Source organism: Segatella copri, assembly GCF_009494395.1.
Lineage (GTDB): Bacteria > Bacteroidota > Bacteroidia > Bacteroidales > Bacteroidaceae > Prevotella.
Map to the genome: position 1 here is coordinate 15,788 of NZ_VZCB01000025.1, position 13,280 is coordinate 29,067.

Annotated in this window: 11 protein-coding genes; 2 read left to right on the forward strand and 9 right to left on the reverse strand. The window is 42.2% G+C overall.

Going from position 1 to position 13,280, the window contains the following annotated elements; all coding sequences use genetic code 11:
• Nucleotides 1-72 precede the first annotated feature (72 nt).
• Nucleotides 73-2,199: a glycosyl hydrolase 115 family protein gene (locus tag F7D73_RS03005; protein ID WP_194256831.1), complete on the forward strand. Its 2,127-nt coding sequence runs from the start codon at nt 73-75 to the stop codon at nt 2,197-2,199.
• Between the two features lie 446 nt (nt 2,200-2,645).
• Here F7D73_RS03005 and F7D73_RS16150 read toward each other — a convergent pair whose 3' ends face one another.
• The 9 genes from F7D73_RS16150 to F7D73_RS03050 all read right to left on the reverse strand — a co-directional run bounded on the left by F7D73_RS16150 (nt 2,646) and on the right by F7D73_RS03050 (nt 12,484).
• On the reverse strand, nt 2,646-3,122 hold the full coding sequence (locus F7D73_RS16150; RefSeq protein ID WP_228117615.1) for a hypothetical protein: 477 nt from the start codon (nt 3,120-3,122) through the stop codon (nt 2,646-2,648).
• Between the two features lie 12 nt (nt 3,123-3,134).
• Nucleotides 3,135-5,336: a peptidase domain-containing ABC transporter gene (locus tag F7D73_RS03015; RefSeq protein ID WP_153122228.1), complete on the reverse strand. Its 2,202-nt coding sequence runs from the start codon at nt 5,334-5,336 to the stop codon at nt 3,135-3,137.
• 9 nt (nt 5,337-5,345) lie between these two features.
• Nucleotides 5,346-7,670 carry a TonB-dependent receptor domain-containing protein gene (locus F7D73_RS03020; protein ID WP_153122229.1) on the reverse strand — a complete coding sequence of 775 codons (2,325 nt, stop codon included), beginning with the start codon at nt 7,668-7,670 and terminating at the stop codon, nt 5,346-5,348.
• Nucleotides 7,671-7,682: 12 nt separating this feature from the next.
• Complete coding sequence (locus F7D73_RS03025) at nt 7,683-9,146, reverse strand: radical SAM/SPASM domain-containing protein (RefSeq protein ID WP_153122230.1); 1,464 nt, start codon at nt 9,144-9,146, stop codon at nt 7,683-7,685.
• 74 nt (nt 9,147-9,220) lie between these two features.
• Nucleotides 9,221-9,382, reverse strand: coding sequence for a hypothetical protein (locus F7D73_RS03030; protein ID WP_153122231.1), 162 nt, complete (start codon nt 9,380-9,382; stop codon nt 9,221-9,223).
• A gap of 289 nt (nt 9,383-9,671) precedes the next feature.
• A complete protein-coding gene (locus F7D73_RS03035; RefSeq protein WP_153122232.1) occupies nt 9,672-10,424 on the reverse strand; it encodes a hypothetical protein in 753 nt (250 codons plus the stop codon).
• A 32-nt stretch (nt 10,425-10,456) separates the two neighbouring features.
• Nucleotides 10,457-11,407 (reverse strand): relaxase/mobilization nuclease domain-containing protein, encoded by a 951-nt coding sequence (locus F7D73_RS03040; protein WP_153122233.1) that lies wholly within the window; start codon nt 11,405-11,407, stop codon nt 10,457-10,459.
• Entirely contained in the window at nt 11,404-11,817 is a 414-nt protein-coding gene (locus F7D73_RS03045; RefSeq protein ID WP_153122234.1) for a plasmid mobilization protein, read from the reverse strand. Before F7D73_RS03045 ends, F7D73_RS03040 begins: the two co-directional genes overlap by 4 nt.
• Nucleotides 11,818-12,001: 184 nt before the next feature.
• A complete protein-coding gene (locus tag F7D73_RS03050) occupies nt 12,002-12,484 on the reverse strand; it encodes a DUF3408 domain-containing protein (RefSeq protein ID WP_117892707.1) in 483 nt (160 codons plus the stop codon).
• A 397-nt stretch (nt 12,485-12,881) separates the two neighbouring features.
• Between F7D73_RS03050 and F7D73_RS03055 the strand changes: the two genes are divergently transcribed.
• Nucleotides 12,882-13,193: a helix-turn-helix domain-containing protein gene (locus F7D73_RS03055; RefSeq protein WP_008656559.1), complete on the forward strand. Its 312-nt coding sequence runs from the start codon at nt 12,882-12,884 to the stop codon at nt 13,191-13,193.
• Nucleotides 13,194-13,280 lie beyond the last annotated feature (87 nt).

Here is a 13,280-nt window from a genome sequence, read left to right on the forward strand (position 1 = left end):
GTATCTTTGCAGATTGGAGAAATGTGGAGATTTCACACTTATCCACGACCAACCCGTTTAAAACGCAAAGAAATGAACTATAAAAAGATTATTATAGGTGCTGCATTGACCTTGGCCTGCTTCTCTTGCCTTCCTGTCAATGCCCTAACCTCAAACAGAAGCAAGAAAACAGAAGCACAGGCCGTTGCCCCAAAGGTTTATTGGACCGACAGCAACGGCAGAGTGACCTACTCCATCAACGCCACGACAGCACCCGTTGTGAAAATAGCGCTCAGAGAGTTTGCCAACGACATGAAAGCAGTTACCGGCTTAGAAGCTAGAGAGAAATCGAACGCTCCGATACAGATTTATCAGCTCGATTTACTTTCGAACAAGGAGTTTTCGGCTGTTGAAAAGCTCAAGATTCCGCTGCATCAGTTCATAACCGCCAAGGACGCCTTCTACATCGGCGTGAGGAAGAACCGCCTCATCGTGGTAGGAAGCAACGCCCGAGGCACCGCCTACGCCATCATGCAGCTGTCTCAGTTGGCTGGCGTCACTCCCTTCATGGCGTGGCACGACCTTCAGCCTCAGCCACACAGCTCCATCTCTACCCCTTCCAAGCAGGAATGGCTGGAGATTCCGAGAATAGAATTCAGAGGACTGGCGCTCAACGGAAGCCAATGGATGAACACGAAGAACTATAGCCGCATCGCACGACTGATGCTGAGACTGAAATGCAACACCCTCTGGAAGGTAGACGGAATGCACGATGCTGCCTACAATAAAGCCGTCGTAGACAGCTTTGACATCTGTCTGGCGGACAACTACAAGGTGACGGAACTGACGGGCAAGAAGCACAAGAAGAAGCGCAGAAAGACCATCGAGAACGTGAAGATGGTTTGCGACAACAACCAGATGGAGATGGGACAAACGGCTCCGGGACTGCTGCTCGAAATGCTGAACAACAGGGATTACCTGGAGACCAAGAGCGGTCATCGTGACAAATCGCACCGCTCTACAGTCCACAACGACGAGGATTGCGCCTGGATAGCCAACATATCCAATCCGCTGACAGCATCGCTGCAACTGTCGATGATGATGGAGCTGGCATGGGATAAAAATGCGCTGACAAGGGATTGCAAGAGCTATCTGGACAATTGGCTCAGCAACCTTTTTGGAGCCGCTACAGGCAAGAAAATCGCGCCTCTGATGGAAGAATACTATCGCCTTACCAGCATCCGCCAGCCGGCTTATATGATCATGCCTTACGGCGATACGGAATTCCATTCGGGAGAGTTCGGCAATGAGCTGGAGCGCCATCTCTACTATTTCGACCAGCTGAAGGCGAAGGCTGCAGCCATCGAGCGCACCCTGCCAGCCGGTCAGAAAGACGGTTTCTTCGAGATTGTGAAGTATCCTATCTTCTCTGCAGCCCTTATCGCTGAGAAGGAATTAGAGGCGCAGGAAGCCCGCCATATCGCCCGTCCGGGACTTTTCTACAAGGACGATGAAGCGAAGGCAGCAGCAGCCGTCAGCCTCAATGCCTACAATACGCTGAAGCAGCTCAATGCCTATTACGCAAGGATTGGCAAGGGGAAATGGGCAAACTTCATCAACGTCAAAAGTTCAGAGATGCAGGCTCCACAGCTGCCGGGCACGCTCAGAGCCAACGAAATCAAATCGCTGATGGCAGATGCCTTCAACCGGAATACCGATTTCCTCGCGCTCTCTAGCTACACCAACGACATCATCGCCAAGAATGCCTATGAGTGGCAAAAGGGCTATAACGCCCCTCAGAGCCAGGGAAAAGACGCTGAACGCATCAGACTGATTCCGCTCCTGGGACACAGCAACAAGGCCGTTAAACTGCCTAAGGGAGCAACGCTCAACTATACTTTCTATAGCAGAAATGGAGGGGATGCAAGATTTACGCTGGCTGTAATACCATGTTATCTGGAAAATGTGAAGAATATGAGGGTAAGCGTGAGCATAGACCGTGCCGAGCCGGTAGTGTGCCAGATGAAGGAAATTTTCAATTCAAAGGAATGGAAATTCGACCATTGGAGGGGTCAATCCCTCAAGAATTTCTATGTTACGCTGTCTAGCGGCAACCACACCATCGAAATCAAGGCATTGGATGATAACGTGATTATCGACCAATGGGTAGTGGATTTTGATGTAGATAGAGAATATTACGTATTCCCAGTATCGAGATAAATGCAAGCCTCTGCTTCAAAGCAGGGGCTTCTTTTATGGTCTAGGCTTGCCACAAATGATGACCAGGGCTTGCCATAAATGATGGCTAAGACTCTACATAAGAGACGGTTAAACAGCGCTTCCATTCCTGCTTACCAAGCAATAATAAAGGCAAAAATACATTAATAAAGCTAACTCGCTCTAAATTGGACTTTGATTGAAAATCAAGAAGTTGGGCGTTTGCCTATATAATATAGGTAACAATATGGAAACGAGCGGACTTCTGCTCGTTTCTGTATTTTGCAATATGCAAAGAACGCCTCAATTCGGGGGCAAAGATACGATATTTTTCTAAATATCCAATGATTTACAAGAGGAATTTTATGGAAATTAGAACTTTTGCGTAAAATCTGATGCTTACCAACACAATATGCATCCAAAAACAAACAGCAGTATTCGGATATAGCTTATCCGAATACCTGCTGCCATAACGTTTTGTTGCTGACGATGATTCTGACATCGGCTTTCATGTACTTTTGCAACACAGGGGACTTTTGTCTCTGTGTGCTCACTGTGGCTGTAGCCATAAAATAGTTGCCATCATCCCTATGTATGAGCTTGGCATTATGGCTTATGATGTCGCAGTGATAAGATGCATTGTCGTTGCCCTCGAAAGAAACATGAGCTGTCCTTGGCTCATCGAAAAGGTACAAATACTTATATGGCACAAACACTTGCACTATTCTTTGATTGATGACCTCACCCTTAGCATCTATGGATATAGGATAAGGTATCTTGTAGAAAGCAACTGCGAGGGCAAGGACTATTATCGTAATGACAACCGTTCCCAAGCTGACGAGGCGAGGAGGAACCTTGCCTATCACGTTCCTTACCTTCTCGCTTCTCAACTCGATATTTTCTGATTCTTTTTCTTTCTGTTCCATATCAAAAGCATTTTAGTTTCCCAATTCCAACTGATTCTTCACAAGGTTATAGTATGCCCCTCGCTTGGCGGTCAAAGACTCATGGTTACCTTCCTCAACCACTTTGCCATGGTCGATGACCACGATTTGGTCGGCATTCTTCACCGTACTTAGGCGATGAGCCACTATCACAACCGTCTTTCCTTTGTAGAACTTATCCAAGTTCTCTACGATGCTTCTCTCATTGTTGGCATCGAGCGAGTTGGTCGCCTCGTCAAGGAAGATGTAGTCGGGATTCTTATACACCGCCCTTGCTATCAAGATACGCTGTTTCTGTCCTTGGCTCAGTCCCACGCCATCACGCCCAATCTTAGTGTTGAACTTCAGAGGCAAAGCCATCACGTAATCCTTGATGCAAGCAATCTCGGCAGCTTTCAACAACCGTTCCTTATCTATATCGCCATCATCAACAGCAATATTTCTAGCGATACTCTCCGAGAAGATAACACCATCCTGCATGACAACACCACATTGTCTGCGCCACCACTTTTTGTTGAGTTTGTTGATGTCAGTATTTCCAATGTTGATTTTTCCCTCCAAGACAGGATAATAACCAAGCATCAAACGGATGAGGGTGGTCTTTCCACTGCCAGATGCACCAACGATGGCTGTTACCTTACCTTGCGGAACGTGAATGCTCACATCGTCTATGGTTTTGCGCAAAGCATGTGGGTCGTACTTGAACATGATGTTCTTGATGTCAATGCCCTCATTCTTATCTTTAATAGAAGTTAGCAAGCCTTCCTTTCCATTCTCATCATCCATCTGGTGAATCTCGTTGATTCGCTCCAAGCTAATCTTCACATCTTGCAGAGAATAGAAGAAGTTCATCAGTTGCTCCACAGGCGAGTTGAGCTGTCCGATGATGTATTGCACGGCAAGCATCATACCGAGTGTCATTTGCCCATGAATCACGGCAGTTGCAGCGACTACCGTGATGATGATGTTCTTCACCTCGTTGATGAAAATACTTCCAGCTTCCTGTGTCTGTTGGAGTTTGAGCGACTTCATCTGCACGCCGAATAGCTCAGCTTGTGTGTCCTCCCATTCCCATCTTCTACGTTGCTCACAATCCTGCAACTTGATTTCCTGCATAGAGGTGATAAACTCATAAGTTTTGTTATTGTTGATGGCTTGCTGCTCGAACAACTCATAGTCAAGCACCTTCCTCCGCTTCAAGAACAAGGTCATCCATGCACCATAGAGGATGCTTCCCAACAAAAAGATGGTAAACACCAACTTGTTGTAGAAGAACAGTACCACCGAGAATACCACAAAGGTTAGCACGGCAAAGGTGATGTTGAGCGTCTGCTGCGTAAGGAAGTTGTTCACACGGGTATGGTCGTTCATTCTTTGCATCAAGTCGCCCATGAGTTTCGTATCAAAGAAAGACATAGGCAGTTTCAATAGCTTGATGAAGAAGTCACTTACCAATGATATGTTGATGCGTAAGGATATGTGAAGCAACAACCATCTGCGGATAAAGTCTATTGCCGTTCGGCTGATTGTAAGCATCAACTGCCCCAAGAGTATCAGCCAAACAAAACCTATATCTTGGTTCTTGATACCGACATCCACGATAGATTGGGTAAGGAATGGCAGGACAAGCTGCAGGAGGCTTCCGACTACCAGACCCAAGATAATTTGTCCGAAATACTTACGATATTTCCTCACATATCCAAGGAGAAAGCGGAAAGACCTCTTCTCTTTGATGTGTTCTTCGTCCTCCATCTTATAGGTAAAGAAAGCAGGAGTGGTTTCCAAGAACATGGCAATGCCCTTGTCCTCGCCATTAGATTTCGTGCTTATCCAATGTTGCTTGAACTCATCCAAGCCATAAGTTACCAATCCTTTTCCTGGGTCAGCTACATAAAACTTCTTGCCTTTCTTGACCTTATATAAGACTACAAAATGGTTTTGGTCCCAGTGAAGGATGCTAGGCAAAGGGGCTTTACCTAACATAGTAGTGGTTACCCTTGCACTTATCGTATGCAATCCAAGCGTGTTGGCAGCTTCATTAATGCCAAGCATGGAAACACCTTCCGTGGTGGCAAAACAAAGTTTCGACAAAGAATCCAAAGAGTATTCTCTGCCGAAATATTTGCATACCATCTGCAAGCAAGCTATGCCACATTGCATGGAGTCGTGTTGAAATATTATTGTTATTTTTCTCATTTTTGAACATTATAGACTCATCCTACTTTTTTGACTTTGTCCTGCCCCTGTACCTTTATACTTCTTTTTTGCCACATTAAATCTATATCGGATAGTTAGAGAATATTCACTTATTGAGTAATCATGATGAATTATTTCTCGCATACTTCCGGAGTACATTTTACTATGCATATTCCCTGTACCGAGCAAATCATTAGCATAAAAGAACACTACCATTTTTCCTTTCAGAAACGATTTATATATTGATAAATTCGAGCTGAAATAATTACGGTACATATAAGAAGTTTCATCGTCACCCTTAGTCTGCGCTGTTAGCAACAGGGAGATTGTACAGAACTTAGTATCTATAGTATTATCAAAACGCACCGTAATCTTTGGATTGTCAAGACCGTGCCCTCCATGAGTTTCCATGTCAAACCATTGCTTGAAGAAATGGAAACGCAAAGAGGGATGCCATATTCCAAATTTGGGACTTGCGGAAAGCGAAGCCCCGATACGATTATATGGTTTCCAATTCACATTTTGTATTAACGCTATATTAGGATTGTCCTTGTACGACTGAGTTAACATCACAATTGGATCAGATACATGAGTATAAATGCCCTCAGCCATAAGCCATTTGTAAGACACCATATAATTAATGTTACGGCTTATTTCCGAGACAAGGAAGGGGTTTCCTGATTCATAAGTATAACGATTATCATACCCTATTCCTGACCGCATATCATAATATGAAGGACGCTTTATTGTAGCTCCATAGCTTAATTGCATTTGGGTTTTTCCTACCGGAAGGGATAATGATAATGAAGGAAGGAGATTCCCATACCTCTTACTTTGTTCGGGGATTCTTTTTCCTTCTTCATAATAATTAAAATCCGTATTCTCATACCTTATTCCCGCAAGGACTCTCAATTGCCCGAATTTCCGTGTATAATCACAAAACACAGAGGCCATGCCCTCCTTGATTCTGTTATCCTGTTTGTCCAATAATCCCATAGGCTGAACATCATACGAACTGTTACGGTTAGTATTAGAGTATTCTCCTCCGAAAGAAAGTTGTCCTTTCCAAAATGGCAAAGTCAATGTCAGCTTGGAAGCAAAAAGCTCATTCTTGGTATTTGTTTTTGTATGTACAGCTTTATCCTGCCAATCGCCTCCATACTCTTGGTACCTTTCAAGGGTATTTACTTTGGAGAAATCTTTGTCCCAAAGCCAATCGGTATTAAAATTTATGTCCACGATGCCTATTTTCCCCATATAATAAACGTTACTACTTGCAAGGCTCATGTTGCCTGGTTTTGCTATGTCACTTGCGGATTCTTCCGTGAAGGCATAATCTTTATATATGGTTGTCGCTATATTGCTTACAGCTTTATTGAACATGCGGTTGAAGTTGAAACTTGCACCTATAAAACTATTATTGCTTATCTGATAGTTAACTCCTAGTCCGCAATATAATTGCCTGTTTCTTATGCTACCCTTAATATCATTGCGTTGATGCCAAACATTGTCGACATAGGTGTTTTGAACGAGATCTTGCTTGATTGAACTTTCAGCGTCTTTAATCTTCAAGACAGTGAATGTCTCAAGACCTTTCTTCTGATAGTTTATGTTCAGTTGCTCATATCCACCAATTCTTGAGTTTTCATCATTTTTCCCAAATGTCCTCGTTTCAAATCCGAATCCATCTTTTGTTCTTTTTTTCGTATTGATACGTATAACCGCCTTTACATTTGAGGCATATTGCGCTCCCGGATTTTGTTTTACCTCCACAGTGCTTATTTCATCTGGGTTCAAGCGGTCCAATTCCGTATTATCCCTAACCTTTTTGCCATTAATGTAAATCACTGGTTCACCAATTCCAAAGATATTGATTTTCCCGTTTTGCGTAGTGACATTGGGAATTCGGTCAAGCAAATTGTATATGTTTCCCGTTTTTTCCAATATTGAGCCAGCCACGGTTGTGATAACAGCCCCATTCTTCAACTTACTCTTGGGTAAAGAAGATTTTACGATGACATCTCCTAATGTCATAGATTCCTCTTTTAAAACAATAACACCAAGATTATCATCAGTTACATTTAAGAAAACAGTCCTATATCCTATACATGTTACCTTGACAATTCCATTTTGATGAGGCGTATTAAGTATAAAACTGCCATTTTCATCACTAACAACACCTTTAACAAATACAGAATCTTTTGATTGTAGCATAGCAACATTGGCAAATTGTATTGCATTTCCCTGCTCATCTACAATTTTTCCTGTTATGCTTTGTGCAATACAAGCAAGATTACAACTTATGTAAATTAAAAAAACTACAAAATATCTCATATTTCAGTTTTGCTATAAAATATAACCTGTCACGGTAGAATTTGGACATCTTGGGTCTGGGTAATCAAAATAGCCTTTACCTAAAGTCTTAGATATATCGACAAAACATACACGTCTATTTATAGATTTGCGACAAATATCAATAACTTTGCAATGCTTACAAGGAGAGTTTGTGTCTCTCTTTTCAATTTGACTAAATGTACATATCTCTAATGCTTTTGGTGAATTCCAAATTGTTTTTAATGGGAAATTATATATATTCCCAAGAACAAAGTCTGGATTGTCATAAAGCATTTCACAAGGTGTGCATATTCCTGTAGTCAAAATAGACAGCATATAATTTCCTGCATGGCATATTTGATTGTTACTTACAAACTCGTTAACAGTCTTAAATCTCTTCAACTGATACCCACACTTATTTATTTTATTTAAAAAGATTGGGAAATGTTTCTTTTGAGCATCTACATATGATGAAATAGATGCCAATTGCTCATTTCTTGGTGTATAGTCTTTGTATTCTTCCTTAAACTCAGAATAAAATGCAGGAGTTATTACCCAATCAATAATATTTTCGAATTGAGACAAAAAATCATACAACTCTTTGAAATTTTCAACAGTTCCATTATGGATAGTTATAACACTTCTGACATTTAAAGACACGCCATTTTGTTGGCAATACAAAAACATCTTCTTTACTTTTTCAACATATGCTTTAGAGCCACCAACCATTACTTGTATGATGCCGCCATCAATTGAATCTAAAGAAAATTGCATTTTGTCAATACCGATACCCTTTAACAACTTAACATCATCCTCTGTCAACGGTGTCTTTGTCGAAAGAAATGGATAATACCCTTTATTTAATGTATATCCAAGAAGTTCTTTCCAATCTTTACGTGCAAAAATATCACCTCCAGTTAAAGCTATGTTAGAAACTCCAATTTTATGGCATTCATCTATAATTCTTTCTATTTTTTGTAATGGCATAGAAAGGTTTTTACTACGTTTTGCATAGCAATAAATACAATTGGTGTTACATGCCGTTGTCACCATAATGCTAACATTGAAAGGCACTGTAGGACGCTTGTTAATGAATTTGTCAAATGGACTATATCCCTGCTCAAAGTAATATTTACGTTCGTCTGGCAACATACTATAAACCAATAAATGAGCGGGAATAACAAATGTTTGATACTTATAAGTAAACCTACTTTCATTTTTACCGATTAAATTATTCACAAAATATTCAATTTTGGCAATATCTATACCCAATGACAAAGAAATTTTTTGCAATGATATTGTCGTAGTATTTTTACCAATTTCAGATATAATAAATCCTACTACAGGTGGTACGACAAAGATATTCCCAGAATTTCCTTGTACGTCATTATCTACTTGTTGTTCCAATTTTACAATATACGAACAACATTTTTCATTGCGAATAATATATTGAGGATTTAATCTTATATAGTTCATAATACAATATTTTAAAGGGCATGTCAAAAGTAGCACAACTAATTATAGAAAGTTACTCCTGGCATACCCACATTTTAACATTCCACCCAACCTTTTCCAGGTTCATCTGGAACTGATGGATACACGATAGTTTCGCCAGCTCCACCATAATCACAAACACAAGTGCTAGAACCACTGCCACCATTTACCTCTTCCATTTCAGAGAGAAGTAAATCTTCAATTTCATTCTTTTTCATTGTCTGTATTTTTATAAGAATGTATTTTTAACCAACAAGCATCACCGTGTTGTCGATGCCTTTAATTTTTCTCAGTAAGGTCTGAGTTGTTTCAACCTTGCACAAAGGTTATTGGAACAATCGTACCAAAACGAAAGCAAACTGCAATTATTTGCATTATTTTGTATTCCGAGTGCAAAGATATGAAGACTTTTTGAAACAAAGTAATTTTCAGAGAATATTTAAACTACATTAAACTATGTTATACGTGATTACACTTTGCATAATAATACAAAAATAGCATTTTTACTTACTTTTTTTTACGGTTTACTTGCATCTTTATTCTATTTGATTCATCAATAAGTTGTCTTGCTATACTATCTTTATATGATGCTATCTCAACCATTTTGTGGTAGTGATAGACGGAATCTTCATACACATCAACTTGGGTTTTTAATTTATCAATTATGTCTTCGTCTCGTTGGACATTGAAATGTTTTTCGATGTAGCGAATGTTCGGGTCGTTAGATGGAAGCACCATCTTCAATGCCCTATACTTCAAGTCTGCCTCCTCCCAATCTTGGTGCTCTCGCCATTGGGTGAGATTGCCCCAAATGGAAATGACAAGAGATAGAGCCAAGCCACCTATGAAAAGAAGAACATTCTTTGAGGTTGGCTCGAAGCGATGGGTTACAACCTTCTTTTGAGGTGATTTGTTCATTACTTCAAGTTTTTCCTGCAATGCCTTCGAGGTGACAGTATGCTCTTGTTTCATCTGCTTGACAGCATCTACCAAGAGCTTGTTTCGCTGCTCTTTTTTGCCAAGTTCAACCTTAATAAGGTCAGCAAAAACAACAATGGCATCTCTTAATTTGGATATTTTACCTCTGACTTCCTCTTCCTTGGTAAACATCGCATTGATTGACTTATCCAACTTGGTTATGTCATTACTTGCAGGAACGTTTTCTGCTCCTGCGTTCTTTGTGGAGGCAGAAAGTTCATCGACTTTCTGCTCCAATCTCTCAACTGTGCCGTAGATGGCTTCCAATAGTTCTTCTTTCATGTTCGATTCTAATTTTAAGTTTGTAACTTGCATCAAAGGCTGAAGCCCTTTCTGCGTTTCCTCTTTTTCTTCTTGGCGGATTCATCCTCTGGGAATGGCTCATAAGTTTGGGCATTAGACGGAGCAAACAAGCCGATGGAAGAAATACCACTCCAAGGGTCTTGGGTATGTTCTGTCGTTGGTTGAGTCTGTTCTACTTGGTGACAACTTGGTTGTCCTCCCTGCATAGATTCGGCTCTTGGCGATACACGATTATACTCTGTGCCAAGTCTTGCATCCAACTTGCCAAAGCTGCATTCTCTGCAAATCTGCGTACCCTTGAAGCTATATCCATCATTGCTGAAACGGATGCCTTGTACCTTGGTTCGCTCCTTATCCTTATAGACAAACTCTAAGTGAACACCTCGTTTTGCAAGTTCATTCTTGAACTTCTGCCAGCTATCTGCAACTTTTAATGCATCTTTGACTGCATTGTGAATCTCATATTTCGCTCGCTCGGCATTGCGCAATTTGCGAGTGTTAGTCTTGCTCTTGTCCGTTCCGTAAGTAAATCCATACCTGGATTTAAGAGCCTTGGTCACCTGCTCATTACGCCTGTAATCGTGGGTGTCTGATATGAGTTTGCCCTCATTGTTGATGCGGTTATACACGATATGACAATGTGGATTGTCCGTGTTGTGATGCCTTACGATAATGAATTGGGTATCTTTTATCCCCATCATCTGCATGTATTCAAGGGCTATCTTAGCCATGAACTCATCCGTCAAACGTGGCTTGTCCTCGGGCTTGAAACTGAGTGCAATGTGTCCCACAGGCTTCTTAATCCTTGGATTTAGCTGTCTTTGCAGCTCAAAACTTTGTACTATCTCGGCATTCGTGCCGAGTAACACTCCATCGGATGCAAGGATTTTCGCCTCGTCCTTGCCTGTCACGTAGCGGACGCAACCACCAAAGGATGCACCTTTCTTTAGCTTGCCTATCATGTGGTATCCTCCTTTCTGCCCATACTGCTTGGCTTCGGTTTATAACTTGCTTGGCGATACTCGCCAAGGATTGCTTTCAATCTTCTCAACAAGTCCACCACATACACATGAGTTTCATGGAAACCTCTCTGATGCGACAGCTTGGTAAGTTGGTTGAGGTTGTTAGCCATACCGATGAGGTTCTTGGCAATGGCAACCGTCTCTGTGTTGTGTCCGCTCACCACCTCGCCATTCAAGGCGGACTCACGGATGTACTCCGCCAACTTGCGGTTGGCTTTTCTCGCCCTCAGTCTCAAAGCCTCGTAGCTTGGCTTCGAGAACTTCACCGTGACAGACTTCGACAGCTTGCGAACCCTGCCTGTGGGCGGTCTTCCGCCCTTTCTCTTGTCTTGTTCATGTATGCTTGCCATTCGATATACTGTTTACAGTTGGTACACTCACTTTCTGCGACCGTTGGGAGCAAAATTCCTCCGCCCTCATGGTGGAGCGAGGCGTTTTGGGGTTCCCAAAACATAACCTCGCTCCCTCTCAGAACACGTTAGTTGGAACTACAGCCTTTCAGCTATCCACGTCCAAGGTCGCAGACCTTAATTCTCACAATTTGCGCCAAGCCTCGAAGTCCTCTTCATAAAGGCTTAGGTGGTGGCGCACGATGTTCTCGATGATGCCCGATACGCTCATGCGCCTCCCTCCGAGGATGCGGACGACACGATCAAGACGGTCTCGTACATCGGAACTGACGAAGACTGGCTTGCGGTCGTCAATCCTTGGAACTTGGAGGAAGGTCTGCTGATACTCCTCCAATGTCGCCTTGCGCTGCTTGCCACTGATGCGCTTCTGCGGATTCGGTGGCGATTGAGCCTCGTTCGTTGATGTTTCCTCTCTATAGGGAGTTGTTGCAGCAACTTTCTCTACAATTGCTCTCAACTCTGGGTTCTCTACATCATCATAGAGAGAATTACAACTACTTGGATTGGCTTTGTTGCCATACGTAGATGGTTTAACAAAATCCAAATACTCTTTTTCCATCAGCTCCTTTTGCCCAGGAGCCAAGACTGCATCTTTTGTTCTTGCCATAGCTTATGCTGTTTTATTTGTTAGTATAGTGGTCACGGTTTGCACCATTGACCGATTGTCGGGTGCAAAGTAAGTGTACTGAGTGCAGCCATGCAACTGATTGGGTGTAACGTGGCAATTTAGTTGTGGCTTGCTTATTTGCATACCGAGATAGTTGTGAGAACTTCAACGTATTTCTCAACTCATCATTGTTCATGTATTCGTTGCAGTCGTGCAAGTTTTTCTTGTTGTTTTTGGCGTTGAAGTCGGCAAACCCCGGCAACATACTGCCACAGAAATTGAAAACGCTTGTTTTTAGATTGCCGTGCCTTATCTTTGCACTCACAAACGTGGAGCACAGCATATGCGTGGAGCTTTGCGACATATAACATAGTATTAACTTAGAAAAAAGAAAAGTATGGGATTCATCGTATTCGAGGAAGAGGCATTCAACTATCTTGATGCCCAGTTGGAGAACTTCGTGAAGCGCATGGACAGAATCCGTGAGCGCAGTGAGGACAAGACCATGAACAAGTGGCTCGACACGCAGGACGTGTGTCAGACGCTCAACATCTGCCCACGGACAGTGCAGACGCTTCGGGACAACGGAACTTTGGCTTATACGCAAATCAGCCACAAGACCTACTACAAGCCGGAGGACGTGATGGCTATCGTAGCAGTAGTGGAGGACAAGAAAAAGGACATGCGCTTTCGCAAGCGCACAGGTTAGGCTGTCAATATACAACAGCCACTTTATCCAATGCAGCAAGTAAACCGAGTAACGTAAGTATCAACAATAAAACGAGACAACTATGAG

Bases quoted from the DNA above. Each gene is read 5' to 3' on its own strand.
- F7D73_RS03005 (WP_194256831.1), top strand. From the start codon at position 73: ATGAACTATAAAAAGATTATTATAGGTGCTGCATTGACCTTGGCCTGC.
- F7D73_RS16150 (WP_228117615.1), bottom strand. From the start codon at position 3,122: ATGGAACAGAAAGAAAAAGAATCAGAAAATATCGAGTTGAGAAGCGAG.
- F7D73_RS03015 (WP_153122228.1), bottom strand. From the start codon at position 5,336: ATGAGAAAAATAACAATAATATTTCAACACGACTCCATGCAATGTGGC.
- F7D73_RS03020 (WP_153122229.1), bottom strand. From the start codon at position 7,670: ATGAGATATTTTGTAGTTTTTTTAATTTACATAAGTTGTAATCTTGCT.
- F7D73_RS03025 (WP_153122230.1), bottom strand. From the start codon at position 9,146: ATGAACTATATAAGATTAAATCCTCAATATATTATTCGCAATGAAAAA.
- F7D73_RS03030 (WP_153122231.1), bottom strand. From the start codon at position 9,382: ATGAAAAAGAATGAAATTGAAGATTTACTTCTCTCTGAAATGGAAGAG.
- F7D73_RS03035 (WP_153122232.1), bottom strand. From the start codon at position 10,424: ATGAAAGAAGAACTATTGGAAGCCATCTACGGCACAGTTGAGAGATTG.
- F7D73_RS03040 (WP_153122233.1), bottom strand. From the start codon at position 11,407: ATGATAGGCAAGCTAAAGAAAGGTGCATCCTTTGGTGGTTGCGTCCGC.
- F7D73_RS03045 (WP_153122234.1), bottom strand. From the start codon at position 11,817: ATGGCAAGCATACATGAACAAGACAAGAGAAAGGGCGGAAGACCGCCC.
- F7D73_RS03050 (WP_117892707.1), bottom strand. From the start codon at position 12,484: ATGGCAAGAACAAAAGATGCAGTCTTGGCTCCTGGGCAAAAGGAGCTG.
- F7D73_RS03055 (WP_008656559.1), top strand. From the start codon at position 12,882: ATGGGATTCATCGTATTCGAGGAAGAGGCATTCAACTATCTTGATGCC.